Here is a 25722-nt window from a genome sequence, read left to right as displayed (position 1 = left end):
AACCGCCCCGCGCGGGGCACAGCCTGGAGATCCGGCCGCACCCCGCGCAGTCGTTTCGGGGCCCCGGTCAGGCCACGGGCGTGGCGTTCACCGTGAGCTGGGTCATGTTGTTGGCCGGCTGCGGGTCGAAGGGGAAGGTCGCGGGGCTGGAGCCGCCGGTGGTGAGCATGACGCGGCCGGTCGCGTCGGGGACGACGCGGTCGATGCGCAGCTGGAACGGGAGGGAACGCGTCGTGTCCGGCAGGGCCCAGTACGGCATCTCGCAGCTGTAGCGCGGGGCGCCGGTCCGCTGCGGGTAGTAGCCGCCGCTCAGGGTGCGCGGCTCGCAGTCGGCGGGGGCGTTGGTGACGGTGGCGCCCTCGGGGACGGTGAAGTCGACGGCCGCGACCGGGTCGCCGGAGCCCAGGTTGCCGATCCAGGCGGGGCCGTTGTTGCGGAAGCCGAGTTCGGCGGTGACGGTCTCGCCGACGCCGCCCGTGACCTGGGCACCCTGTGCTGCGAAGTCCGCCGTGTTCACCGCACGGAAGGCGGCGATGGTGTAGTTGTCCTCGTCCGAGAGGTCGGCGGCTCCGTTGCCGGGCTCGACGCTGATGTCCAGCCGCTCGGTGTACGCGTGCGCGGCGAGGGCGACTTGCAGCGGCGCCGGCAGGGCGAAGGAGCCGCCCGGCTCGATGACCTGGTCGAAGGAGCAAGTGGCCTGGGACATCGGGGCGTAGTCGCCGCCGAGCGTCCCGTAGGTGCACTCGGCGTACTCGGTGAGGAAGTCGAGTCCGTACGAAGCGGTGAAGGTGGCGGTGAGGCCCTCGGACCGCTCGCTGCCCTTGTTGGTCACCGCGAACGGCACGGTCTGGACGGCGCCCGGCTGAAGGTTCTTCACCGGGGCGATCTCCCCGAGGGACAGGTCGGGGGCCGAACCGACCGAGACCGTGGTGTCGAACGAGTCGAGCGGGGCTTCCAGCGTGCCGTCGGGGCCGCCGGTGGCCACGGCGGCGTAGGTGATCCGCCCCTGCGCTCCGGGCTCGGCGCCGTCGGCGGCGCGGACCGTGAGGTGGACCTGCGGGCTGTAGGTCTCGTCGATGACGGGGACCTCGGGGACGGTGCACACGGCCGTGGTCCCGGCCGGGGCGCAGTTGTCGGGCCAGGTCACATCGGCCACCCCGGCGACACCGGAGATGTCGACCGAGAGCCGGCCGTCGGTGACGGCGAAGTTGTTGTTGTCGTGGTAGAGCCCGATGTCCAGCGGGCTGCCCTCCGACGAGCTGCCGCCGGGCGTCAGTTTCTGCTCGTTGGGGGCCTGTATCCAGAGCTGGTCGGTCTGCTCCTCGGCGAACGCGGGAGCCGCGAGTCCTGCGGACAGCAGTCCGGCGGCTGCGGCGACACAGACGCCGAGGCGCACGGTGCGCCGGGCGGAGACGGGTCTCATGTTTCTCCCAGGGGTGAGCCATCCATGGCCACGGATGGCCATGGATGGCCATGGATGGCGTACGGCGGCCGGTGTGTCCGGTCCGACCGTTGGACCTTCAAGATCACCGGGAGGTTGTACGGCCCCGGCCAACACCTCCCGCCTCTCTCAGGCTTTGCCTGCACACCCATTCCTGACGAGCCGTCAGTTCAGTAACCTGACAGAGCGTCAGCTTTTGGCTGGCCCGGCACGATCACCCCGACGGACCCCGAGCAGGAGTGGGCGGAACGATGCTTGGATCGACTCACGGCACCCTCACCACCGACTTCCGCGCCAGGGTGGTGGCCTGCGGCGAAGAGCCGCATGCCGCCGTCCACAGCATGACGGTCGCCGCCGCCACGGAAGGCGTGCTCGACGTCAGCGGCCGGCCGCTGCACGCGGCCGTACCGGATCTGGACCGGTTCTTCCGGCCCGGGTCCGTGGCCGTCGTCGGCGCGTCCGACACCGAGGGACGGCCCAATACCGGAATCACCCGGCAGCTGATCCGCTGGGCCGAGCGGGTCGGGGCGCGGCTGTATCCCGTGCACCCCACCCGGAAGTCCGTATTCGGGCTGGCCTGTTCTCCTTCCGTCGCCGAGCTGCCGGAGCAGGTCGATCTGGCCGTGCTGCTGGTCGGCGACCCGCTCCCGGTGATCGAGGAACTCGCCCAGGCCAAGGTGCGGTTCGCCGTCGCCTTCGCCTCCGGGTTCGCCGAGACCGGCGAGGAGGGCGCCGCCGCCCAGGCACGGCTGGCCGCCGCGGTGGAACGGTCCGGGCTGCGGCTGCTCGGGCCGAACACCAACCTCAACGCCTTCGAGGAGTTCCGGGACGATCTGGACGGGCCGGCTATCGCGCTGATCACCCAGTCCGGTCACCAGGGCCGCCCCGTGTACACCCTCCAGGAGCTGGGCGTGCGGCTCTCGCACTGGGCGCCCACGGGCAACGAGGCGGATCTGGAGACCGCCGACTTCATCTCGTACTTCTCCCAGCGCCCCGAGGTCGGGGCCATCGCCTGTTACGTGGAGGGGCTCAAGGACGGGCGCTCCTTCCTGCTGGCCGCGGACCGGGCCGCGCGGGCCGGGGTCCCGGTCGTGGCGGTCAAGGTGGGGCGTACCGAGACGGGGGCCAGGATGGCCGCGTCACACACCGGCAAGCTGACCGGCGCCGACCAGGTGGTGGACGCGGCGATGCGGCAGTTCGGCGTGATCCGGGTGGACGGGCTCGACGAACTCCAGGACACCGCGGCGCTGCTCGCGCGGGCCCGGAAGCCGCAGGCCGAGGGTGTCGTCGTGTATTCGATCTCGGGCGGCACGGGCGCGCACTTCTCGGACCTGGCGACCGGCGCGGGGCTGAGCCTGCCCACCCTGTCCGAGACGAAGCAGCGCGAGCTGCACGAATGGATCCCGGACTACCTGAACGTGGCGAACCCGGTCGACAACGGCGGGCATCCGGTCGGCGACTGGCGCGGCCGGAAGATCATCGACGCGATACTCGCCGACCCCGACGTAGGGGTGCTGATCTGTCCGATCACCGGCCCCTTCCCGCCGATGAGCGACAAGCTCGCGCAGGACCTGGTGGACGCGGCGGAGGCCACGGACAAGCTGGTGTGCGTGGTGTGGGGCTCGCCCGTCGGTACGGAGGAGGCGTACCGCACGACGCTGCTCGGCTCGTCCCGCGTCGCCACCTTCCGCACCTTCGGCAACTGCATCACCGCGGTCAAGGCCTACTTGGACCACCACCGGTTCGCCGCCTCCTACCGCTCCCCCTTCGACGAGGCACCGCGCACGCCCTCGCCCTCGTTCCGCAAGGCGCAGGCACTGATGCGTCCTGGCCAGCAGCTGAGCGAGCACGCGGCGAAGCAGCTGCTGCGGGCGTACGGGATCCGGGTGCCGCGCGAGCAGTTGGTGACCAGCGCCGCGGCGTCCGTCCGGGCCGCGGCACTGGTCGGCTACCCGGTCGTCATGAAGGCTTCGGGCGCCCGGCTCGCCCACAAGACCGAACTGGGCCTGGTCAAGGTCGGGCTCACCTCCGCGAGCCAGGTGCGGGACGCGTATCGCGAACTGACCGACATCGCGCGGTTCGAGGGCATCGAGCTGGACGGGATCCTGGTCTGCCAGATGGTCGAGCGGGGCGTCGAGATGATGGTCGGCGTCACCCAGGACGCGCTGTTCGGGCCGACGGTGACGGTCGGGCTCGGGGGCGTACTCGTCGAGGTGCTGCACGACGCGGCGGTACGGGTGCCGCCGTTCGGCGAGGACCAGGCGCGGTCGATGCTGGCCGAACTGCGCGGCCGGGCCCTGCTGGAGGGCGTGCGCGGCGGCCCGCCGGTGGATGTGGACGCGCTCGTCGAGGTCGTGCTGCGGGTACAGCGGATGGCGCTGGAACTGGGCGACGACCTCGCCGAACTGGACATCAACCCTCTGATGGTGCTCGGGCGGGGGCAGGGCGCGGTGGCGCTGGACGCGCTCGCCGTCTGCCGTTGACCGGTCCTTCCCCCGCCGACGCCGCCGCCGTACGCACCATCGCCCCGACCGCCCCGACCGCCCGCCGCTGAGCCCGCCACCGCGCCCACCCAGGAGCTGCCCCATGCCGTCCTCCCCCGAAGACATCACCAAGTCCGCCGAGTCCGCCAAGCCGGCCGACCCGCTCCATTCCTTGGTACTCCACACCACTGACAACGGCGTCTCCTGGATCACGCTCAACCGCCCCGAAGCGATGAACGCCGTCACCTGGGAGCAGCGGGAGCGCGTCATCGGCCTGCTCGCCGAGGCCTCCGCCGACCCGGCGGTCCGGGCCGTCGTCCTCACCGCCACCGGCCGCGGCTTCTGCGCGGGCGCCGACCTGCGCGGCGCCCCGGCGACCGGCGAGCGGGTGCCGGGCGATGTGGCCCGTACGATCCGGCTCGGCGCGCAGCGTCTGATCGCCGCGGTCCTGGACTGCGAGAAGCCCGTCATCGCCGCCGTCAACGGCACGGCGGCCGGCATCGGCGCCCATCTCGCGTTCGCCTGCGATCTGGTGCTGGCCGCCGGATCGGCGAAGTTCATCGAGGTGTTCGTACGGCGCGGCCTCGTGCCCGACGGCGGCGGCGCGTATCTGCTGCCGCGGCTGATCGGCCCGCAGCGCGCCAAGGAACTCATGTTCTTCGGCGACTCGCTCCCGGCTGCGGAGGCGGAACGCCTGGGGCTGGTCAACCGGGTCGTGCCGGACGAGGAGCTGGCGGCGACGGCGCGGGCCTGGGCGCAGCGGCTGGCCGAGGGGCCGACCCGGTCGATCGCCCTGACCAAGCAGCTCGTCAACGCGTCGCTGGACGCCGACCGGTCGACGGCGTTCGCCGCCGAGGCCATGGCCCAGGAGATCAACATGACGACGCAGGACGCCAACGAGGGCGTGGCGAGCTTCGTGGAGCGCAGAGCGCCGAAGTACCGGGGGGTCTAGGCCGACGCGGCCCGGGGCTCCGATCGGTCGCACGGGTCACGGACCGCTGGTGTCCAGGTCCAGGTCGAACGGGTGCGGCAGCCTCAGGACCGCGCCGAACGGGTGCGGGCCGTCCACGTGGGTGCAGCCGGGGGCGGTCGGCAACGGTGACTTTCGGCAGTGTCGGGGCGCTCCGCGGCTGCGTACGGTCGTGCGGGTGGAGAGAGTGATGTCGATCGGCGCGGTCCGGCGGGCCGTCGTCGCCCCGGGGAGCCTGCTCGCCGTCGCGGCGGCGGTCTGTGTCGGGCTGAGCACGGTCAGTATGTGGTGGGCGCTGCCCGCGGCCGTGGCGGCCTTCTTCGCGGGGCGGGAGCCGGGGAGGACCGGGCCCACGGTCCTGGTGCTCGTGGCGGTGCTGGCCGGTGGTGTGGTGGCGGTGGCCCTGGTGCCTTCCTGGCTGCTGATGGCGGGGCGGTTCTCGGCGGTGGTGGCGGTGGCCGCGATGCTGCCGTGGTTCGCGGGGCGGTTCTGGCTCCAGTACCAGGAGCTCGTCCGGGCGGGCTGGGAGCGGGCGGGCCGGCTGGAGCGCGAACAGCGGCTCGTCGCCGAGCAGGCGCGGTCCCGCGAGCGGGCCAGGATCGCCCAGGACATGCACGACGTCCTCGGGCACGACCTCAGCCTCATCGCCCTGTCGGCCGGCGCCCTCAAACTGGCCCCCGGTCTCGACGAGGCGCACCGGGCGGCGGCCGGGGAGATCCGGGCCCGCGCCGCCGCTTCGGTGGAGCGGCTCGGCGAGGTGATCGGCCTGCTGCGCGAGGAGGCGGGCGAGGAGTCCCCGCAGCAGCCCCGGCCGTCCGGCAGCGGGATTCCCGGGCTGGTCGAGGAGGCCGCGGCCGCCGGGCTCGCGGTCGGCCTGCGGGTCGAGGGGGAGGCCGGCGCCATGCCCCCGGCGGCCGGACGGGCCGCCCACCGGGTGGTCCAGGAGGCCCTGACCAACGCGGCCAAGCACGCGCCGGGGGCGCGGGTGGACGTGCGGGTGACCCACGCGGCCGGGGAGACGACGATCCGGGTGGAGAACGGGCCCGCGCCCGCACCGGCCCGCGCCGGGGACCTCCCGGGCACCGGGCGCGGACTGATCGGGCTCGACGAGCGAGTGCGGCTGACGGGCGGCGAGTTCGCGTACGGACCGTACGGGGGCGGCTTCGCGGTCACCGCACGGATCCCGCACGCCCCGCCCGCCCTGTCCACCGCACCCGTCCATCGAGCGCCTGCGGCTCCCTCGGCCCTGCCCCCGGAACACCGGCGTGCCCGCAGCCGCGCCCGCCGGGCGCTGGCCGTCGCGGTCGTGCTGCCCCTGGTGGCGTGGGCGGTGCTGAGTGCGGCGCTGATGGCCTGGGACATCCGCTCGGCCCGGCTGTCCGTGCTGGACCCGGGCGACTACGCCCGGCTGCGGGTGGGACAGGATCGGGAGAGCGTCGGGCGGCTGCTGCCCGACCGTGAGACCACGCAGCGGCCGGTGGCCGGGGAACCGAAGGGAGAGGGCATCACATGCCGGTACTACGCGATGACGGCGGACCGCTTCGACGACCGGTCCGGGGACGCCTACCGGCTCTGCTTCCGGGACGGCCGGCTGATGTCCAAGGAGGCGCTGACACCATGAGCGCGCCACGCACGACAGGAAGGACGGGCGGGCGGTGATCCGGGTGCTGATCGCGGACGACGAGCCGATGATCCGCGCGGGGGTGCGCTCCGTGCTGTCCACCGATCCGGACATCGACGTCGTCGCCGAGGCCGCCGACGGGCGCGACGCCGTGGAGCTGGTACGCCGCCACCGCCCGGCCGTCGCCGTGCTCGACATCCGGATGCCCGGGACGAACGGCATCGAGGCGGCGGCCGAGATCCGGCGCACCGTGCCGGAGACGGGGGTCGTGATGCTCACGACCTTCGGCGAGGACGACTACATCCTCCAGGCACTGGGAGGCGGCGCCGCCGGTTTCCTTATCAAGTCGGGCGAGCCCGAGGAGCTGATCGCGGGGGTCCGCGCGGTGGCCGACGGGGCCGCCTATCTGTCACCGAAGGTCGCGGCGCGGGTCGTCGCCCATCTCTCGGCGACGGGCGCGGGCGCCCTGGCCGGCCGCCGGACCGCCGCCCGGGAACGGGTCGGCGCGCTCACCGGCCGGGAACGCGACGTACTGGCCTTCCTCGGCAGCGGGCTGTCCAACGGGCAGATCGCCCGGCGGCTCCACCTGGTGGAAGGGACGGTCAAGGCGCACGTGAGCTCCATCCTGGCCCGGCTGGGCGTGGACAACCGGGCCGCCGCGGCCGTCGTCGCCCACGAGGCCGGGATCGTCGCGCCCGCGCAGCCGCCGCTCGACCGCTGACGCCGCACGCCGGGCGAGCGGCAGGAACGCCAGGAGTGCAGCCGCCACCACCGAGGACCCGAGGACCGCGCCGGCCAGCACGTCGTGCGGGTAGTGCGCCCCCACCGCGACCCGCAGCAGCGCCGCCGCCGCGCCCACCGGCAGGGTGACGGCGGCGAGGCGCGGGCGCAGCACGGCGAGGCCCACGGCAAGGCTGGCGGCGAGGGTGGCGTGGTTGCTCGGGAAGGACCAGTCGCCGGGCGGCGGGCACTCGGCGGCCGTTTCCGCGACGGCGCGCAGGGCCCGGCAGGGGCGTTCCTCGTCCACCACCAGTTTCGCCGCCTCGCTGACCGCGTACGCCGTCACGGTGCCGATGCCGGTGAGCACCGTGCCCGCCGAGACCCGGGTGTCCCCGCGTCGTACGGCGCTCCACCAGGCCCACACCAGCAGCAGGCCGAGGACCACCAGGGTGCCGTCGGTGGCCGCCTCCAGCAGCCCTCCCGCCCAGGAGGGCGCGTCGGCCACCGCCCGGGTCACCGAGCGGTAGACGGAGGCCGAGGCGCCGTCCGTCACCTCCACGGCACGGGCCGTGCCCAGGCCGCCCGGGGCGAGCGCCACGACGGCCGCCGCTCCCGCCGCCAGCACGACGCAGGCGAGCAGGGGCCGCCCGGCAACCGCCCCGGTAGCCGCCCCGGTCCGGGTTCCGCTTCCGGTCTCTCGTCTCTTGAACATGAACATGGACGTGAACCTAGGAAGCGGCGGCGCCGCGGACCCGGGCCGAACGGCAGGGCCCACCCCCGACGATCGTCAGGGGTGGCCCGGTCCGCACCGGCAGGTCCAAGCTGCCGGTCCCCGGCCCTTCCCATCTGATGGAGCGTCAGCTCTAATCGAAGAGTGATGGGACACGCAGGCATGGCCGCCATCGCCGTCCGGTACCTCAGGTCCGTCGGCGCCGCCACCACCGCAGGGCCGGCACCGGTCGACGCGCTGCCGCGCCCGCATCTGCGAGCCGTGGCCGACGGGGAGCGGCCGCCCGTCGACCCGGGCGAATTCCGCCGCGTACTGGGGCACTTCGCCAGCGGCGTCACCATCGTCACCGCGCACGACCCGGACGACGAGGAGGGCCCGGCGGGCTTCGCCTGCCAGTCGTTCGCCTCGCTCTCCCTCGATCCGCCGCTGGTCACGTTCATGGTCGCCCGTACGTCGACGACCTGGCCGCGCATCGCGCGCGCCGGGGCCTTCTGCGTCAACATCCTCGGCGCGGGCCAGGGCGAGCTGTGCCGGAGCTTCGCGGTGAGCGGCGCGGACAAGTTCGCGGGGGTGGCGTACGAGGCCGCCCCGGCGACCGGGTCGCCGCTGCTGGACTCCGTACCGGCCTGGATCGACTGCCGCATCCAGGCGGTCCACACCGGGGGCGACCATCTGATCGTCGTCGGCCGGGTGGCGGCGATGGGAGCGACGGACGGGGCCGGTCCGCTGCTGTTCCACCGGGGGACGTTCGGACGGTTCGGGCCGCTCGACGGGTAGGCACTCGCCACAGCGGATCGGCGGGTCGGCCGGTAAGTCGGCGCGCCGGTACGCGTACGCCTTCAGCCGGCGGCCGCGTCGCGCAGCAGATCCCGCAGCTTCAGCGCCGCCGGAAGCGGGGCGGCGGCGGGCAGTGCGACATGTACGGTCCGGCGCGGGGCGAGGTCGCCGAGCCGGCAGACGGCGAGTTCGGCGGGGACCGCCCAGGCGGCCAGCGAAGGGACCAGCGCGACCCCCAGCCCGGCGGCCGCGTAACCGAACTTGCCGGTCCACTCGGCGATCCGGACGATCCGCTTCGGCCGGAAGCCGGCCCGGCCGCAGACCTCGGCGAGCATCATGGGCCGGTCGGCGGAGACGTCCTGGAGCCAGGTCTCGTCGCGCAGCTCGCGCAGATCCACCGTCCCGGTTCCGGCCAGGCGGTGGTCACGGGGGAGCACGACGAACAACTCGTCCTCCAGCAGCGCCTCGGTCGTCACGCCGTCGGCCGACGGCAGACCCGACGGGTAGTCGCTGACCACGGCCAGGTCGAGCGCCCCGTCCGCCAGACGCCGCATCGACTCACCGGTCCGGCCCTCGACCGCGACGACCTCGACATCCGGCCTGGACCTGGCGAACGCCCGCAGCGCGGCGGGCACCAGCGAGACATTGGCCGTCGCGAACGCCCCCACCCGAAGCCGCCCGCCCCGCCCGGCCCGGATCGCGGCCATTTCGTGCTCCGCACCCGCCAGGCGCGCGAGCACCTCGACGGCGTGCCGGTGCAGCGCGTGGCCGGCCGGGTTCAGCCGTACGCCCCGGGCGAGCCGTTCGAAGAGCGGTCCGCCCGCCTCCTTCTCCAACGAGGCGATCCGCCGGGACACCGCCGACTGCGTGTAGTCGAGCCGGACCGCGGCCTTCGTGAACGATCCGGTTTCGGCCACCGTCACCAGCAGACGCAGCGCGTCGATCTCGAACACATTCCCCCCTCGCATGGCTCACATGCAATCTAGTCGCTGGTGGAATGGCTCGTCCGGTCCTAGCTTCGACAGGAGTTCGCGAGCTTCGAGACGAGGGACACGTCCATGGCAGCAGCACCGAACACCCTGTCACCCGAGGCCGCCGAGCTGGCCGCCGCCCACCGACTCGGCGCTCCGCAGGGCACGTTCACCCCCAAGCGCCTGAACAAGGCGCTCTTCGTCCTCTACATCTTCACGACGCTCCACCTCTTGGCGCTGCTCGTGATACCCGGCCTGCTGTTCTTCTGGTGGCTGCGCCGGTATCCGGACTTCAGCCGGAGGCAGGCCGCCAAGCGTCTCCACCTGTTCGAGAACGGACTGATCGTGCACCCGGAGTCCGGCGACGGCAGGGTCGTCATCCGCTGGGACTCCGTGCGGCTCTACCAGGACATCACCCAGAAGATCATCAACGGCGTCCCGTCGACCACCGAGTACGTCTACTCCGCGGTGGGCCCGGGCCGGGACCACGCGAGGATCACACACTTCTACGAGGGTCCCGAGACCTGGGGCCCCCGTATGCAGCAGGCCGTCCTGCGGGCCCAGGGCCCGGCGGTCCTGGAATCGGTCCTGGCGGGCGGGACCGCCGACTTCGGGGAATTGTCGCTCTCCCGCACCGGCCTGACCGCCCGGGGGAAGGGCCAACTCCCCTGGTCCGGCGTCCAGGAGATCCAGGTGTCAGCGGGCCGGGTGAACGCCATGGGGGCCGGCGGCTCCGGGCGCCGGTGCGGCGCCGCGGTCAGCGACATCGCGAACCTGCACGTCTTCCTGGCCGTCGCCCAGCACCTCTGCGCCGAAAGTTCGCCGGCCTGAGGCACCGGCTCCCGGCGACATCAGCCGAGCCCGGCGACGGCGTCCGAAGGCTCCTTCACCCGGCGGATCACCAGCGCCATCAGCGCCGCCATCGCGCACAGCGCCCCGGACGCGTACCAGACCACGTCGTACGAGCCGAACACGTCGCGCGCCACCCCGCCCAGGAACGCCACCAGCGCCGCGCCGACCTGATGGGACGCCAGCACCCAGCCGAAGACGATGGCGCTGTCCTCCCCGTACTGCTCGCGGCACAGGGCCAGCGTCGGCGGGACGGTGGCGACCCAGTCCAGGCCGTAGAAGACGATGAAGAACACCATCGGGGGCTGCACCGTCGGCGCCATCAGCATCGGCAGGAAGAGCAGCGAGACGCCGCGCAGCGCGTAGTAGACGGCGAGGAGCCGCCGGGCCTCGAAGCGGTCGGTGAGCCAGCCGGAGAAGACGGTGCCGATGATGTCGAAGATCCCGATGACGGCGAGCAGCGAGGCCGCGGCGGTGATCGGCATGTGGTGGTCGAGGGCCGAGGGCACGAAGTGCGTACGGATCAGGCCGTTGGTCGAGGCCCCGCAGATCGCGAACGTACCGGCCAGCAGCCAGAACGGCCCGGTGCGCGCCGCGTCGGCCAGTACCCGCAGGGTCCGCCGCGCCGCCCCGCGCGCGGGCGCCGGCTTCTCCACGTAGCTGCCGCCGTACGGGGCGAGGCCCACGTCGGCCGGGTGGTCGCGGAGCAGGAACCAGACGAACGGGACGACGACCAGGGCCGCGAGCGCCACCGTCACCGATGCGGGGCGCCAGCCGTGGTGCTCGACGATCCAGGCGCACAGCGGCAGGAAGACCAGCTGGCCGGAGGCGCCGGCCGCGGTGAGGATGCCGGTGACCAGGCCGCGCCGGGCCACGAACCAGCGGTTGGTGACCGTGGCGGAGAACGCCATCGCCATGGAGCCGGTGCCCAGGCCGACGAGCACGCCCCAGTAGAGCATCAGCTGCCAGGAGGCCGTCATCCATACGCTGGCCAGCGCCCCGGTGGCCACGGTGGTGAGGGCGACGACGGCCACCCGGCGGATGCCGAAGCGGTCCATCAGCGCGGCGGCGAACGGTGCGGTGAGCCCGTACAGCGCCATGTCGATGGAGACGGCGAGTCCGATCTCCCCGCGCGACCAGCCGAACCGCGCGTTGAGCGGCTCGATGAGGAGGCCGGGGAGGGAGTTGAAGGCGGCGCCGCCGATGATCGTCACGAAGGTGACGGCGGCGACGATCCAGGCCCGGTGGACACGTCGGCGGGAGGGGCGCCCGGGGGCTGCCGGGGTGGTGGCCGGCCGGTCGTCGTACCGGGCGGCGCTGTCGGTTGTCTGGGTCACGTCACTCAGCATCGGGTCGTGGCGCGCCTCCCCACGAGTGGCCGGAGGGACACCCTTCGCAGGAATCGGGCCATCGGGATCGCCGCTTCCCGGCCCGGCCCGGCCGGACGGACGGGCCCTGGTGCGCGTACGATCGCCAGTCGGCCGACGGGCCGGGCGCGCCGGCCCCGTCGCACAGCACGCCGATCCGGGGGGATTCCATGCAGTGGGCAGCACGTCAGCACTTCCACCACCGCTCCGCGCTGATGCAGGCATGGGGCGCCGTGCTGCTGCTGATCGCCTGTGCCCTGTGGGTCTGGCTGGGCTTCCTGCTGGCGGACCAGGACGGCATGTACTGCTACATCGGCAGGTCGTCGGTGTGCGAGGTGGAGAGCGACGTACCGAAGGGGCTGACCATCCTGGGGATCTCCGCGCCCCTGTCCGTTCTCGGTGCGGGGCTGCTGGTCGCCGGCAGCGTGCGCAGGCAGATCAGCGCCCATGTCTTCGAGGTCGTCGAGATGCAGAAGTCCGAGGAGCGGAGCCGGGAGAAGCGGGAGAAGTAGCCAGGGCCGTCACCGCCCAGGCGAAGCCCGCTCCCACCGCGTACCAGAGCAGATCGGGCGCGTTGAAGGTCGAGCCGAGCACCAGTCGCGCCACCGTGCTGTGCCGGGAGAGCTCCGCGGGCACCCCGGTCAGTTGCAGCAGCTCGACCACCCAGCTGAACGTCAGCCCTGCCCCGGCCGTGACGACCGGCCGCGCGCCGGGCGCGATCACGGCGGCCAGGGCGCAGATCAGCACGGTGTAGAGCGCGTCCCCGGCGTACTTGGCGAGGTCGCCGTCCATGAACGCCCTGACCCCGAGCCCGGCGAGCACGGTCGCCGCCGCGGCGCCGGCCGCGACCGCACGGGCGCGCAAGGCCGTCCGGGCGCCCCTGCCCCCGACCCCGACCCCGACCCCGCCCTCGCTCCCGCTCCCGCTCACGTTCACTCCCCCACCCCCGGTCACGCGATCCGCTCCAGCCGGCTGATCGGCCGGGCCACCAGCAGCACCGCCACCACCATCAGGTTGATCACCGCGCCGGCCAGCAGCACCTCGGGGGTGCCCACCCGGTCCGCGACCGGTCCGGCCAGCGCCCGGCCCGCCGCCAGCATCAGCAGCGAGCCCGCCACGTCGTACGCGTGCAGGCGGTTCAGCGCCTCGGGCGGCACATGCGTCTGGACCGTCGTCGACCACATCACCAGCCAGAACGCGAAAGCCGCACCCGCCGCGAACTGCCCCGCCCCGAGCGCGGGCACCGGCAGCCCGAGCCCGAGCACCAGCAGGTTCACACAGACCCCGGTCAGCGCGACGGCGCCCGCCGCGAGCGGGCGGCGCGGTCTCAGACGCAGGGCCAGCAGCCCGCCGACGACGCTGCCCGCGCCGTTCACCGCCATCATCACGCCGTACGTCCCCGAGCCGTGCGCCTCGGTGACCTCGACCGCGGTGAGCGGCAGCATCGGGCCGAGCACCGTGAAGCCGTACACCGTCCAGATCGCGATCACCCCCCACAGCCAACTGCGGGCCCGGAACTCCCGCCACCCGTCCGCCAGTTCGGAGACAAAGCCGCCGCGCGGCGCCTCGTCCGAGGGGGCCGGGGCGAGCCGGAGCAGGAACAGGCAGATGCCGGAGACCAGGAAGGTCGAGGCGTTCGCCGCGTAGACCGCCCCGGCACTGGCCAGCCCGACGAGCATGCCCGCGAAGGCCGGGCCCGCCATGGTCATCAGCGCCTCGGAGACCCTCAGTACCGCGTTGGCCCGCTGCACGTCCGAGGCGACCCGGGGCACGGTCGAGGCGACGCCCGGCTGGAAGAGCGCGGCGCCCACCCCGGCCACCGAACTGAGCGCGTACACCGCCCACAACGGCGGGTTCCCGGTGGCGAAGGAGAACGCCAGCACCGAGGCCCCCACCAGCCGCAGCGCGTCCGCGATGATCATCATGCGGCGGGGGGTGAACCGGTCCGCCAGTACGCCGCCGAAGAGCACGAACAGCGCCAGCGGGCCCATCCAGGCGGCGAGCGCGAACCCCACCGAGGAGTGCGGGCGGCCGGCACCCAGCAGCCCGGCGGTGAGCGCCACCGGAATCATGCCGTCACCGAAGAGCGCGGCGGTGCGGGCGACGAAGAAGAGCCGGAAGTTGCGGTTCCAGAGCCCCTCCGCCGGGCCGCCGCCCAGGCCGCCGCCCAGGCCGCCGCCGAGTCCGCCGTCGAGTCCGCCGCCGCCTGCGCGCACATCGCGGGAGCCGGAGAAAAGGGGCTGCACACCATCGCGTTCGGCGGCGGGAATGCGCGGATATTGCGCTGACTTTTCCTTCACAGGAGTGACATGTATCAGGGTTGAGGTCTATACCACTAGGGGTGAAGGGAGTCCGCCAATGCCGCACCGAATCGCCGTCCTGGCCCTCGACGGGCTGCTCCCCTTCGAACTGGGCATCCCCCAGCGGATATTCGGCCGCGCGTTCGCCATCGAACCGCACGAGAAGGGCCGCGGCCTGTACGAAGTCGTGACCTGTTCCGTCCGCCCGCCGGGCCCGGTCCGTACCGACGCGGACTTCACGATCACCGTCGAACGCGGCCCCGAGGCCCTGGCCACCGCCGACACGGTGGTGGTTCCGGCCAGCTACGAACTCGGCCCCGTCTTCGACGAGGGCAGGCTCACCGACGAACTGGCCGCCGCGTTCGCCCGCATCAGGCCGGGCACCCGGATGGTGTCGATCTGCACGGGCAGCTACGTGCTGGCCGCCGCCGGGTATCTCGACGGGCGCCCCGCCACCACGCACTGGTCGCACGCCGACCACTTCCAGCAGCTCTTCCCCGAGGTGCGGGTCGACCCGGACGTCCTGTTCATCGACGACGGGGACGTCCTGACCTCCGCCGGGGTCGCCGCCGGGATCGATCTCTGCCTGCACATCGTGCGCCGGGACCACGGCACCGCCGTCGCCAATGATGTCGCCCGGCGCACGGTCGTGCCCCCGCACCGGGACGGCGGACAGGCGCAGTACATCCAACGCCCCCTGCCCGAGGCCCGGTTCGCGACCACGACCACCGCGCGCAGCTGGGCGCTCGGGCGGCTGGAGCGGCCGATCCTGCTGCGCGACATGGCGCAGCAGGAGTCGATGAGCGTGCGCACCTTCACCCGGCGGTTCCGGGAGGAGGTCGGCGTCAGCCCGGTCCAGTGGCTGACCCGGCAGCGGGTCGAACGGGCCCGCCACCTGCTGGAGTCGACGGACCTGTCGATCGACCAGGTGGCGCGGGACGCGGGCTTCGGGACGCCCACCTCGCTGCGGCAGCACCTCCAGGCGGCGCTGGGGGTGTCCCCGACGGTGTACCGGCGCACCTTCCGCGCCGGGAGCTCCTGAGGGGCGCCCGGCGCGAAGGGTCAGAACACCAGCACGCCCCGGGCCACCCGGCCGTGGTGCGCGTCGTCCGCGGCCTTGGCGAAGTCCTCCACCGGGTAGGTGGTGGTGACGAGTTCGTCCAGGAGCAGCCGGCCCTCCCGGTACAGCTCCGCGTAGAGCGCGATGTCCCGCTGCGGGCGCGAGGAGCCGTACCGGCAGCCCAGGATCGACTTGTCCAGGTACATCGACGAGACGAGGAACGACGCCTCCGCCGTGGCCGCCGGGACACCGAGCAGGATCGCCTGGCCGTGCCGGTCCAGCAGATCGATCGCGGTACGGATCAGCTCCGTGCGGCCGACGCACTCGAAGGCGTGGTCGGCGCCGTGCGGCAGGATGTCCCGCACCCCGTCCGCCGAGGTCAGGAAGTGTGTCGCGCCGAACTGCCGGGCCGCCGCCTCCTTCGCCGGGTTGGCGTCGACGGCGACGATCGTCAGCGCGCCCGCGATCCGGGCGCCCTGGATCACGTTGAGCCCGATGCCGCCGGTGCCGATCACCACGACCGTGTCGCCCCGGTCGACCTTCGCCCGGTTGAGCACGGCGCCCACGCCCGTCAGCACCCCGCAGCCGATCAGCGCCGCCGAGGTCAGCGGGATGTCCGCCGGGATCTTCACCGCCTGCACGGCCTTGACCAGGGTCCGTTCGGCGAAGGCGGAGTTGGAGGCGAACTGGTACAGCGGCTTCCCGTGCCGCGAGAACGGCTGCCCCGGCATCCCGATCGCCTTGCGGCACATGGTCGGGCGCCCCCGGTCGCACTGGGCGCACGCCCCGCAGTTGGCCAGCGTGGACAGCGACACGTGGTCGCCCGGCGCCACATGGCGCACGCCGGCGCCGACCGCCTCGACCACCCCCGCGCCCTCGTGTCCGAGCACCACCGGCGGCGGGAACGGGATCGTCCCGTCGATCACCGAGAGGTCGCTGTGGCACAGCCCGGCCGCCGCCACCGCCACCAGCACCTCGCCGGGGCCCGGATCGCGTATCTCCAGGTCGTCGACGACCTCGGTCCGCTTGCCGTCGAAGACGACGCCTCTCATCTCGGCTCCCTCGGTAGGCCGAGCACCCGCTCGGCGATGATGTTCCGCTGGATCTCGTCCGAGCCGCCGTAGATGGTGTCGGACCGGGTGAACAGGAACAGGCGCTGTGCCTCGTCGAGTCCGTACGGTTGTTTCGCCGACCAGTCGTCCGGGCCGACGGCGGCCGCCGCGCCCCTGATCTGCACGGCCAGCTCGCCCAGACGCTGGTGCCAGCCGCCCCAGAGCAGCTTCGCCACGCTGGGCGCGCCCGGGTCGCCGGTGGAGCCGAGGGTGCGCAGGGCGTTCCAGCGCATGGTCCGCAGCTGGGCCCACTGCCGGACGAGGCGTTCGCGCAGGACCGGGTCGCTGACGGCGCCGCTGTCGACGGCCGCCTCGACCACCCGGCCCAGTTCGGCGGCGAAGCCGATCTGCTGGACGAGCGTGGAGACGCCGCGCTCCAGGGCGAGCAGCCCCATGGCGACCGTCCAGCCGTTGCCCTCGCCACCGACGCACTCCTCGGCGTGCGCCCCGTCGAAGAAGACCTCGTTGAACTCGCTGGTCCCGGACATCTGGCGGATCGGCCGCACCTCGATCCTGCCGGGCTGGTCCATCGGTACGAGCAGGAACGACAGGCCGTGGTGGCGGTGGGAGCCGGGCTCCGTGCGGGCCAGCACGAAGCACCAGTCGGCCTCCTTCGCGAGCGACGTCCAGATCTTCTGCCCGGTCACCCGGTGGCCGCCGCCGCCCGGGTCGCGCACCGCGGCCGTGCGCACCGCGGCAAGGTCCGATCCGGCACCCGGTTCGCTGTAGCCCTGGCACCAGAGCGCCTCGCCGCGCGCCACGGCGGGCAGGAAGCGGCGCTGCTGCTCCTGGCTGCCGTAGGCGATCAGGGTTGGGGCGAGGAGGTTCTCGCCGATGTGGCCGACCCGGGCGGGGGCGTCGGCGCGGGCGTACTCCTCGGCCCAGACGACCTGCTGGGTCAGGCTGGCGCGGCGGTTGCCGTGGCCGGCGCCGTGGTCGTCCCAGCCGAGGCCGATCCAGCCGTCGCGGCCGAGTTCGCGCTCCCAGGCGCGGCGGACCGCGACGCCCTCGTGCTCGCTGCCGGGGCCGCCGGTGCCGGCGGCCGCCGCGTACTCGCCCACGAGGTGCTCTTCCAGCCAGGCACGGGCCTGGGCCCGGAAGGCGGTGTCGTCGGGACCGAAGCCGAAGTCCACGGATGCCTCCTGCTGTTGCCGCTCGCCGTCCAGGGCCTCACGCGTTCGGGCGCGCCTTCGCCGCGGCCGCCGCGGCCATCTCCTCCAGCTTCGCCAGCATCGGCATCGGGTCGGTGCCCACCGTCCCCGGCAGGAAGTCCGCGATCCGCTCCGGGGTCCACGCCCCCTCGACGTACCCGGCCCGCAGCTCCCTGGGCTGGGCCCAGACCGCGATCTTCGGCCCCGCGACCGTGTAGACCTGGCCGGTGATCTTCTCCTCGCGGGCCCGTTCGCTGAGCAGGTAGACGACGAGCGCCGCCACGTCCTCCGGCTCGCCGATCTCCTTGAGCTCCATGGGGACGTTGGCGGACATCCGGGTGCGGGCGACCGGGGCGACGGCGTTGGCCGTGACCCCGTACTTGTGCAGGCCGAGCGCCGCGCTCCGGACCAGCGAGATGATCCCGCCCTTCGCGGCGCTGTAGTTGGCCTGGGCGACGCTGCCCTGGTGGTTGCCGCTGGTGAAGCCGATCAGGGTGCCGCCGCCCTCCTGCTTGCGCATCACCGCCGACGCGGCCCGGAAGACGGTGAAGGTGCCCTTGAGGTGGGTGGCGACCACCGGGTCCCACTCCTCCTCGGACATGTTGAACAGCATCCGTTCCCGCAGGATGCCGGCCACGCAGACGACCCCGTCGATCCGCCCGTACCGCGCGAGCGCGGTGTCGACGATCCGCTGACCGCCCGCCATCGTGGCGATGTCGTCGGCGACCGCCACCGCCTCGCCGCCCGCCGCCTCGATCTCCTTGACGACCGCCTCGGCGACCTCGCTGCTCGGCTCGCCGCCCTCGATGGAGACGCCGTAGTCGTTGACGACGACCCGCGCCCCCTCGGCCGCCGCCGCGAGCGCGACCGCCCGCCCGATGCCGCGCCCGGCACCCGTGACGGCCACCACCTTGCCTGCCAAGAAGTTCCCCATGTCCGGCCCCTTCCCGCGGTTTCTGACGGACCGTTAGATTTTATGGGCCATCAGGTCCACGAGCACAAGCCCCAGGAGGCGTCATGTCACTGCCGGCCGAGTTCCACGACATCGCGAAGCGGGTCAACAACTGGGGCCGCTGGGGGGACGACGACGAGATCGGGACGCTCAACCTGATCACCGACGCCGTCGTGCGCGAGGCGGCGGCCACCGTCCGCACCGGTCTGCGGATCCCGCTCGCGCTCCCCCTCCAGCAGGACGGGGTGCAGAGCGGCCTGATCCCCGGGCGGGTCAATCCGCTGCACACCATGATCCAGATCAACCAGGAGCTCTTCGGCCCCGGCACCGTCGCCACCAGCGACGACACGGCCGTCCTGAGCCTGCAGACGGCCACCCACTGGGATGCCCTGACCCATGCCTCGCACTCGGGAAAGATCTACAACGGCCGCCCGGCCTCGACGATCACCGCACACGGCGGCGCGCAGTTCAGCGGGATAGACAAGGCGCCGCACATCGTCTCGCGCGGGGTGCTGCTCGACGTGGCGCGGGCGCGCGGCGTGGACCGGCTGGAGGGCGGCCACGCCGTCACCCCCGAGGACCTGGACGCGGCCGAGGACCTGGCGGGGGTACGGGTCCGGTCCGGCGACATCGTGCTCGTACGGACCGGGCAGGTGCAGGTGTATCTGGCGGGCGACAAGCACGCGTACGGCTATCCGTCGCCCGGCCTGTCGGTCCGGACGCCCGAGTGGTTCCGCGCGCGCGACGTGGCGGCGGTCGCCAACGACACTCTGACCTTCGAGATCTTCCCGCCGGAGATCGAGGACCTGTGGCTGGGGGTGCACGCGCTGGACCTGGTCGAGATGGGCATGCTGCAGGGCCAGAACTGGAATCTGGAGGCGCTGTCCACAGCCTGTGCACAGGAGAAGCGGTACGCCTTCCTGCTCTCCGCCATGCCGGAGCCGTTCACCGGCGCGACCGGCACCCCGGTGGCGCCGGTCGCCGTCCTGTGACGGGAGAGCCCTCAGCGAACTGCTTTAACCTTTATGCAAAGTGCTTGACGGCCTGCGACACCTGGTGCGCATCACGGCCCGCATCCCCCGCGCAGGGCGCGGCGCCCTGCGCGCCGGAGTGCAGCGGCAGCTGGATCAGCGGCGCGCCCCGGTCGACCTCGCACCAGATGCGCTTGCCCGCGCCCTCCGGCTGCCAGCCCCAGCGGTCGGCGAGGCCGTCGACCAGCTCCAGGCCCCGGCCGTTGGTGTCCTCGCCCGCCGCGTGGCGCTGCTGCGGCGGCCGACAGCTCGCGTCGGCCACCTCGACCCGGACGGTCCCGGCCGCACCGGCCGAGCCGGTCAGCCCGAACAGCATGCGCAGCACCGCCGGGCACCCGGTGTGCACCACCGCGTTGGTGACCAGCTCCGAGATCAGCAGGATGAGCGTCTCGGCCAGTGGCTCGTCGTCCCTTATCCCGGACCCGACCAGTCTCGACCGGGCCCATCTACGGGCCCGCCCGACCTCTGCGGGATCCGGCCCGACCTCCAGCTGAACCTGAAGCACCTGCACCGCTCACACCATCCGAACCGGCGGACACATCGCCTCGCGCCTCCTCGGGGTCACGGAACGTGATTCCCCTGCGAGACAGCATGGTTGACGTACAGTCACCGCAACAAGCGCTTCGGGCATATTCCAGCGCGAAGGAGTACGCGTGATGCATACTGTGCGACGCACGTTGCGGGGAGTCGAACAGAGGCGCGTCGAGGCCGTACGAACCGCCCCCGGGGCATCCCCGGCGCTTCTGCCTGGAACGCGAGCAGGGCACCGTTCCGGGGCCGGAGTCACCGCAGGGGCAACGCCCGGACCGCCCGGTTCCAGTTCCTGTCGCATCCAACGGAGCGTACCCGAGCCCGGCGCCGACTCCACGCCGTGACGGAAGACGTGAAGGCCGCAGGCCGGGGCCGGTGGCCGTCCACTGCACTGCGTAACTCCGCAGCGTGAGGCTTGTGCCCCTGTCCGTGATCCGCGCGCACCGCGCATTCACCCGCCGCCGGGCGCCCGAGGTCTGCACGGAACCCGTCCGGTTTCAGCACAGGTCCCCCGCGAGCACCTCCTCGGCCGCCGCAGCCGTCAGCCACTGCCCGGACCGCAGCCAGGCCCGTTTGAGGTGCAGGTGGACGTCCGCCTCCCAGGTGAAGCCCATGCCGCCGTGCACCTGGAGGCAGTCGCGCGCGTTGCGGACCGCCGCGTCGTCGGCGAGCAGTTTGGCGCCCGCGATCTCCACCGGGTCCGCGGTCACGGCCGCCGCGTAGACGGCGCAGCGGGCCAGTTCGGCGCGGACCAGCATTCCGGCGCACAGGTGTTTGACCGCCTGGAAGGCGCCGATCGGCGATCCGAACTGTTCGCGCTCACCGGCGTGTTGGACGGCCATCTCGGTCGTCCGGGCGGCGCTGCCGAGCTGTTCGGCGGCGGCGAGCAGGGCACCCTCGTCGCGCAGCCGCCCGCCCCGGGGCAGCTGCTCGCCCGCCTCCACCGGGTCCGCGACCCGCCACAGGGGGGTGAACGGGTCCATCGAACGTACGGGGGTGGCGGCGTCCCGTACCTGGGCGACGTCCTGCACCCGGGCGGTGTCCGTACATCCGGGGCCGAGCACCAGCAGCGCGTCCGCCTCGCCCAGGTGTGCCACCGGCTGCCCCGGGTCGAGCACGGCGACCACCGTCTCGCCCTGCGCCGCGCCCTTGACGGGGCCGGCCGCGAGGTGGGTGGCGATCAGCGGTCCGGGGAGCAACGCGCGCCCCGCCTCCTCGAAGAGCAGGACCGCCTCGGGCAGCCCGAGACCGACGCCGCCCTGTGCCTCCGGCAGCCGCAGCGCGAAGAACCCGGCTTCGCCGAGCTCCCGCCACAGGGCCCGGTCGACGCCGGTGCCGGTATCGAGCGCGGCCCGCATCCGGTCCCTGCCGAAGCGCCCGGCGAGGAGTTCCCGCACCCCCGCCCGCAGGGCCCGCTGGTCGTCCGAGAGCTGGAAGTCCATGAGTGCGTCAGCGCCCCTTCGGCAGGCCGAGTATGCGTTCGGCGACGATGTTCCGCTGGATCTGCGAGGTGCCCGCGGCGATGGTGTACGAGAGCGAGGACAGCCGGTCCAGCACCCACTCCCGGTCCAGGTCCGCGCTGTCGGCGCCGAGCACCTCGGCGGCCGCCTCGTACAGCTCCTGGCGGGCGTGCGAGTAGCGCAGCTTGAAGACCGAACCGCCGGTCCCGGGCACGCCGCCGGCCCCGGCCCGCTGCGCCTCGCCGACGTTCCACTGGGTGAGCCGCCACAGCGCCCGGAATTCGGCGTTCAGCCTGCCCAGCCTGCGACGCAGCACCGGATCGTCCCAGCGTCCGCTGCGCCGGGCCTCGGCCGCCAGGGCGTCCAGGGTGCGGCGGCAGGCGACGACCTCGCCGACGAAGGCCGTACCGCGCTCGAAGGAGAGGGTGACCATGGTGACCCGCCAGCCGTCGTTCTCCGCGCCGACCCGGTGGGAGACGGGCACCCGCACCTCGTCGAGGAACATCTCGGCGAACTCGGTGGACCCGGCGAGGGTGCGCAGCGGGCGGACGGTGACGCCCGGCGCGTCCATCTCCATCGCGAGCCAGGTGATCCCGCGGTGCTTGGGCGCCGCCGGGTCCGTACGCACCAGGAGCTCGCACCAGTCGGCGACCTCGGCGTGCGAGGTCCAGATCTTGCTGCCGCTCACCACGTAGTGGTCGCCGTCGCGCACCGCCCTGGTCCGCAGCGCGGCAAGGTCCGAACCGGCGTCGGGCTCGCTGAACCCCTGGCACCAGATCTCGTCGCCGCTCAGCACCGGGGGCAGCCAGCGCGCCCGCTGCTCCGCGCTGCCCTCGGCGGCGATCGTCGGACCGGCGTGCAGCAGCCCGACGAAGTTCGCGCCGACGTACGGGGCCCCGGCCTTCTCCGTCTCCTCCAGGAAGATCAGGTGCTGGGTCGGGGTCGCGCCCCGGCCGCCCGCGTCGACCGGCCAGTGCAGACCGGCGTAGCCGGCGTCGTGGAGCATCCGCTGCCAGGCCGTGTCGTACGCGCGGCGGCCCGGCCAGTCGTCGGGGCGGGGCTTCGGCGGCAGTCCGGGCAGCACTGCGCCCAGCCACTCGCGCAGCCGTGCCCGGAACTCCTGTTCCTCCTGGGTGTACGCGAGGTCCATCGCGGGCCTACTTGTCGAGGTCCAGATCGAGCATGCGGATCGCGTTTCCGCGCATCAGTTTGTAGACGGTCTCGTCGTCCAGTCCCTTGACGTGGTCGAGGGCGACCTCCTTGGTGTGCGGGAAGGTCGAGTCGACGTGCGGGTAGTCGGTCTCGAAGGTGGCGTTGTCCCGTCCGACGACGTCGAGCGAGGCGACGCCGTGCTTGTCGCGGAAGAAGCAGCAGAAGATCTGCCGGTAGTAGTACGTGGACGGCGGCTCGGGGATCAGGTCGCGCACCCCGCCCCAGGCCCGGTGCTCCTCCCAGACGTCGTCGGCGCGCTCCAGGGCGTACGGGATCCAGCCCATCTGGCCCTCGCTGTAGGCGAGCTTGAGCCGCGGGAACCGCACCAGGACCCCGCTGAAGAGGAAGTCCATCATCGAGGCCATGGCGTTGTTGAAGGAGAGGCTGGCCTGCACGGCGGGCGGGGCGTCCGGCGAGGCGGCGGGCATCTGGGAGCTGGACCCGATGTGCATGTTGACGACCGTGCCGGTCTCCTGGCAGGCCGCGAAGAACGGGTCCCAGTAGCCGGTGTGGATCGACGGCAGGCCGAGGTGGGTGGGGATCTCGGAGAAGGTCACCGCGCGCACCCCGCGGGCCGCGTTCCGGTGGATCTCCGCGACCGCGAGGCCGATGTCCCAGAGCGGGATGATGCAGAGCGGGATGAGCCGGCCGCCGCTGTCGCCGCACCACTCCTCCACCATCCAGTCGTTGTAGGCGCGCACGCAGGCGAGCGCGACCTCTTTGTCGTGGGCCTCGGCGAAGGTCTGGCCGCAGAAGCGCGGGAAGGTCGGGAAGCAGAGGCTGGCCTCGACGTGGTTGAGGTCCATGTCCTTGAGCCGCTCGGCCGGGTCCCAGCAGCCGGGCCGCATCTCCGCCCGGGTGATGCCCTCCAGCGTCATGTCGTCGCGGTCGAAGCCGACGGCGGCGATGTTGCGCTTGTACGGGAACTTCAGGTCCTCGTAGATCCACCAGTCGGTGGGCGGGCCGTCCGGATCCATGGTGATGACGTACTTGCCGCCCGTGTAGGCCAGCTCGCCGATGCCCGCGGTGAGCGGCTGCGGGCCGCGCTCGCGGTACTTGGCGGGCAGCCAGGTCGAGAAGAGGTGCGGCGGCTCGATCACATGGTCGTCGACGCTGACGATCCGAGGCAGTTCCGTCATGGTGTCCCCTTCGGCGCGCGATTTTCTGATGGCCCGTCAGATTTATGTCGCCAACAGGCTAGCCCCGCACCCCTGGACCGACAAGGCGCAGCGCTCTACGCTCTCCGCACCATCTGACTGTCCGTCAGCTTTAAGGGGTTCGCCGTGACCGAGACCGCGCACGCCCTGGGTGCATCGGGCACCTTCTGGGAACTCGTCGAACGCCGGGCCGGCCTGACCCCGGACCGCCCGTTCCTGATCCAGGACGACCGCACCCTGACCTTCGGCGAGCTGTGCGGCCGCGGCGAGCGGGTCGCGGCCGGGCTGTGGGAGATGGGCGTACGTCCGGGCACCGTCGTCGCCTGGCAGCTTCCGACCCGGATCGAAACGGTGCTGCTGTCGTTCGCGCTGACCCGGATCGGCGCCGTGCAGTCGCCCGTCATCCCGTTCTACCGGGACCGCGAGGTGGGGTTCGCGCTGCGCGAGTCGAAGGCGGAGTTCTTCGCCGTACCGGGCACCTGGCGCGGCTTCGACCACACGGCGATGGCCGGGCGGGTGACGGCGGACCGGCCGGTGACGGTGTTCGAGGCGTACGCGTCACTGCCCGACGGCGATCCGTCGGTGCTCCCGCCGCCGCCCGGCGACGGTACGGCGGTGCGCTGGATCTACTGGACCTCGGGCACCACCTCCGACCCGAAGGGGGTGCTGCACACCGACCGCAGCCTGATCGCGGGCGGCTCCTGCCTGGCCCACGCGCTGCATCTGTCGGCCGACGACATCGGCTCGATGGCCTTCCCCTTCGCCCATGTCGCCGGGCCCGACTACTCGGTGATGCTGCTCCTGTACGGCTTCCCGGCGGTCCTCTTCGAGCACTTCGCGATGCCGGACGCGCTGGCGGACTACCGGCGCCACGGGGTGACGGTCGCGGGCGGGTCCACGGCGTTCTACTCGATGTTCCTGACCGAGCAGCGCAAGGAACCGGACCGGAAGCTGATCCCCAGCCTGCGGCTGCTGGCGGGCGGCGGGGCCCCGAAGCCGCCGGAGATCTACCACGCGGTGGTCCGGGAGATGGGCGTCCAGCTCACCCACGGGTACGGCATGACCGAGGTCCCCATGATCACGATGGGCGCCCCCGACGACACGGTGGAGCACCTCGCCGAGACGGAGGGCCGGCCGCCGGCGGGCATGGAGATCCGGATCACCGACGAGGACGGCAAGCCGCTGCCGCACGGCACGGACGGCGAGGTGCGGCTGCGCGGGGAGGCGGTCTGCCAGGGCTATCTGGACCCGGCGGCGTCCGCGGCGGTCTTCGACGCGGACGGGTTCCTGATCACCGGCGACGTCGGCCACGTCAGGGCGGGCGGGCATCTGGTGCTCACCGGACGGCTGAAGGACATCATCATCCGCAAGGGCGAGAACATCTCCGCGAAGGAGATAGAGGACCTGCTGCACCAGCATCCGGACGTCGGCGACGCGGCGGTGATCGGGCTGCCGGACCCGGAGCGGGGCGAGCTGGTCTGCGCGGTCGTGGAACAGCCCGCGGGCGCCGCGCCGCTGACGCTGGAGCAGGTCACGGGGTATCTGCGGGCCGAGGGGCTGTCCGTGCACAAGCTGCCGGAGCGGCTGGAGGTGGTGGCCGCGCTGCCGCGCAACGACGCCCTGCGCAAGGTCCTGAAGTACCGGCTGCGGGAGCAGTTCGCCTGACGGGAGGGGCGAGGCGGCCCAGCGGGAGCGGCTCGCCCGGCGGGGGGTGGGGGGGGGGGGGCCCCCCCCCCCCCCCCCCCCCCCCCCCCCCCCCCCCGGCCCCCCCCCGGTAGACCCGGCGCCCCCCCACCACCCCCACCCCACCAAAACACACCCCCACCG

22 protein-coding genes and 1 pseudogene are annotated in these 25722 nt (G+C 73.0%); 10 read left to right on the top strand and 13 right to left on the bottom strand.

What is annotated here, in order from left to right; all coding sequences use genetic code 11:
- Positions 1 to 67: 67 nt before the first annotated feature.
- Entirely contained in the window at positions 68 to 1423 is a 1356-nt protein-coding gene (locus tag ACFYY1_RS06155) for a hypothetical protein (protein WP_388581595.1), read from the bottom strand.
- Between the two features lie 269 nt (positions 1424 to 1692).
- Here ACFYY1_RS06155 and ACFYY1_RS06150 point away from each other — a divergent pair, with 269 nt between their 5' ends.
- From ACFYY1_RS06150 to ACFYY1_RS06135, 4 genes are all read left to right on the top strand, one after another.
- On the top strand, positions 1693 to 3924 hold the full coding sequence (locus ACFYY1_RS06150) for an acetate--CoA ligase family protein (protein ID WP_388581592.1): 2232 nt from the start codon (positions 1693 to 1695) through the stop codon (positions 3922 to 3924).
- Positions 3925 to 4027: 103 nt separating this feature from the next.
- The gene (locus tag ACFYY1_RS06145; protein ID WP_388581590.1) at positions 4028 to 4876 is read left to right on the top strand and encodes an enoyl-CoA hydratase/isomerase family protein; all 849 of its coding nucleotides are present in this window, start codon (positions 4028 to 4030) and stop codon (positions 4874 to 4876) included.
- Between the two features lie 208 nt (positions 4877 to 5084).
- Complete coding sequence (locus ACFYY1_RS06140) at positions 5085 to 6515, top strand: histidine kinase (RefSeq protein WP_388583412.1); 1431 nt, start codon at positions 5085 to 5087, stop codon at positions 6513 to 6515.
- 34 nt (positions 6516 to 6549) lie between these two features.
- Entirely contained in the window at positions 6550 to 7236 is a 687-nt protein-coding gene (locus ACFYY1_RS06135) for a response regulator (RefSeq protein WP_388581587.1), read from the top strand.
- A gap of 90 nt (positions 7237 to 7326) precedes the next feature.
- Here the strand turns inward: ACFYY1_RS06135 and ACFYY1_RS06130 are convergent.
- A pseudogene (locus ACFYY1_RS06130) lies at positions 7327 to 7947 on the bottom strand (phosphatase PAP2 family protein); the annotation flags it as partial.
- A gap of 180 nt (positions 7948 to 8127) precedes the next feature.
- Between ACFYY1_RS06130 and ACFYY1_RS06125 the strand changes: the two are divergent.
- Complete coding sequence (locus ACFYY1_RS06125; RefSeq protein WP_388583411.1) at positions 8128 to 8742, top strand: flavin reductase family protein; 615 nt, start codon at positions 8128 to 8130, stop codon at positions 8740 to 8742.
- A gap of 62 nt (positions 8743 to 8804) precedes the next feature.
- Here the strand turns inward: ACFYY1_RS06125 and ACFYY1_RS06120 are convergent, their stop codons facing one another.
- Positions 8805 to 9695 carry a LysR family transcriptional regulator gene (locus ACFYY1_RS06120; RefSeq protein WP_388583409.1) on the bottom strand — a complete coding sequence of 297 codons (891 nt, stop codon included), beginning with the start codon at positions 9693 to 9695 and terminating at the stop codon, positions 8805 to 8807.
- Positions 9696 to 9800: 105 nt separating this feature from the next.
- On the opposite strand from ACFYY1_RS06120, the gene ACFYY1_RS06115 reads away from it, so the two are divergent.
- Positions 9801 to 10544, top strand: a complete 744-nt coding sequence (locus ACFYY1_RS06115; RefSeq protein WP_388581584.1) for a DUF6585 family protein — start codon at positions 9801 to 9803, stop codon at positions 10542 to 10544.
- A 20-nt stretch (positions 10545 to 10564) separates the two neighbouring features.
- On the opposite strand, the gene ACFYY1_RS06110 is transcribed toward ACFYY1_RS06115, so the two are convergent.
- Positions 10565 to 11911 carry an MFS transporter gene (locus ACFYY1_RS06110; protein ID WP_388581582.1) on the bottom strand — a complete coding sequence of 449 codons (1347 nt, stop codon included), beginning with the start codon at positions 11909 to 11911 and terminating at the stop codon, positions 10565 to 10567.
- Between the two features lie 188 nt (positions 11912 to 12099).
- Between ACFYY1_RS06110 and ACFYY1_RS06105 the strand changes: the two genes are divergently transcribed.
- A complete protein-coding gene (locus ACFYY1_RS06105; RefSeq protein WP_388581579.1) occupies positions 12100 to 12441 on the top strand; it encodes a hypothetical protein in 342 nt (113 codons plus the stop codon).
- Here the strand turns inward: ACFYY1_RS06105 and ACFYY1_RS06100 are convergent.
- Together ACFYY1_RS06100 and ACFYY1_RS06095 are read right to left on the bottom strand one after the other, a co-directional pair.
- Entirely contained in the window at positions 12368 to 12793 is a 426-nt protein-coding gene (locus ACFYY1_RS06100; protein WP_388583407.1) for a DUF2809 domain-containing protein, read from the bottom strand. The two genes, ACFYY1_RS06105 and ACFYY1_RS06100, sit on opposite strands and share 74 nt — an antisense overlap.
- A gap of 86 nt (positions 12794 to 12879) precedes the next feature.
- Positions 12880 to 14100 (bottom strand): MFS transporter, encoded by a 1221-nt coding sequence (locus tag ACFYY1_RS06095; protein ID WP_388583406.1) that lies wholly within the window; start codon positions 14098 to 14100, stop codon positions 12880 to 12882.
- 187 nt (positions 14101 to 14287) lie between these two features.
- Between ACFYY1_RS06095 and ACFYY1_RS06090 the strand changes: the two genes are divergently transcribed.
- On the top strand, positions 14288 to 15271 hold the full coding sequence (locus tag ACFYY1_RS06090; RefSeq protein WP_388581576.1) for a GlxA family transcriptional regulator: 984 nt from the start codon (positions 14288 to 14290) through the stop codon (positions 15269 to 15271).
- Between the two features lie 20 nt (positions 15272 to 15291).
- On the opposite strand, the gene ACFYY1_RS06085 is transcribed toward ACFYY1_RS06090, so the two are convergent.
- Genes ACFYY1_RS06085 through ACFYY1_RS06075 form a run of 3 tightly spaced genes read right to left on the bottom strand, consistent with a single transcriptional unit; the run spans position 15292 to position 18486 of the window.
- Positions 15292 to 16341: a Zn-dependent alcohol dehydrogenase gene (locus ACFYY1_RS06085; protein ID WP_388581573.1), complete on the bottom strand. Its 1050-nt coding sequence runs from the start codon at positions 16339 to 16341 to the stop codon at positions 15292 to 15294.
- Positions 16338 to 17534, bottom strand: a complete 1197-nt coding sequence (locus ACFYY1_RS06080) for an acyl-CoA dehydrogenase family protein (protein ID WP_388581570.1) — start codon at positions 17532 to 17534, stop codon at positions 16338 to 16340. The genes ACFYY1_RS06085 and ACFYY1_RS06080 overlap by 4 nt, the downstream gene beginning before the upstream one ends.
- A gap of 37 nt (positions 17535 to 17571) precedes the next feature.
- On the bottom strand, positions 17572 to 18486 hold the full coding sequence (locus tag ACFYY1_RS06075; RefSeq protein ID WP_388581567.1) for an SDR family oxidoreductase: 915 nt from the start codon (positions 18484 to 18486) through the stop codon (positions 17572 to 17574).
- 83 nt (positions 18487 to 18569) lie between these two features.
- Here ACFYY1_RS06075 and ACFYY1_RS06070 point away from each other — a divergent pair, with 83 nt between their 5' ends.
- A complete protein-coding gene (locus tag ACFYY1_RS06070; RefSeq protein ID WP_388581564.1) occupies positions 18570 to 19496 on the top strand; it encodes a cyclase family protein in 927 nt (308 codons plus the stop codon).
- Between the two features lie 31 nt (positions 19497 to 19527).
- Here ACFYY1_RS06070 and ACFYY1_RS06065 read toward each other — a convergent pair whose 3' ends face one another.
- From ACFYY1_RS06065 to ACFYY1_RS06050, 4 genes are all read right to left on the bottom strand, one after another.
- A complete protein-coding gene (locus tag ACFYY1_RS06065; protein WP_388581562.1) occupies positions 19528 to 20046 on the bottom strand; it encodes an ATP-binding protein in 519 nt (172 codons plus the stop codon).
- 517 nt (positions 20047 to 20563) lie between these two features.
- Positions 20564 to 21508: an acyl-CoA dehydrogenase family protein gene (locus ACFYY1_RS06060; protein ID WP_388581560.1), complete on the bottom strand. Its 945-nt coding sequence runs from the start codon at positions 21506 to 21508 to the stop codon at positions 20564 to 20566.
- 7 nt (positions 21509 to 21515) lie between these two features.
- Complete coding sequence (locus tag ACFYY1_RS06055; RefSeq protein WP_388581557.1) at positions 21516 to 22676, bottom strand: acyl-CoA dehydrogenase; 1161 nt, start codon at positions 22674 to 22676, stop codon at positions 21516 to 21518.
- Positions 22677 to 22683: 7 nt separating this feature from the next.
- A complete protein-coding gene (locus ACFYY1_RS06050; protein ID WP_388581554.1) occupies positions 22684 to 23877 on the bottom strand; it encodes an amidohydrolase family protein in 1194 nt (397 codons plus the stop codon).
- A gap of 144 nt (positions 23878 to 24021) precedes the next feature.
- Between ACFYY1_RS06050 and ACFYY1_RS06045 the strand changes: the two genes are divergently transcribed.
- The gene (locus ACFYY1_RS06045; RefSeq protein WP_388581552.1) at positions 24022 to 25560 is read left to right on the top strand and encodes a class I adenylate-forming enzyme family protein; all 1539 of its coding nucleotides are present in this window, start codon (positions 24022 to 24024) and stop codon (positions 25558 to 25560) included.
- Positions 25561 to 25722 lie beyond the last annotated feature (162 nt).

This window comes from Streptomyces sp. NPDC001890, assembly GCF_042891445.1.
Taxonomy (GTDB): domain Bacteria; phylum Actinomycetota; class Actinomycetes; order Streptomycetales; family Streptomycetaceae; genus Streptomyces.
The sequence above is the reverse complement of the archived record's forward strand: the minus strand, read 5'-3'. Positions and strand labels throughout refer to the sequence as shown.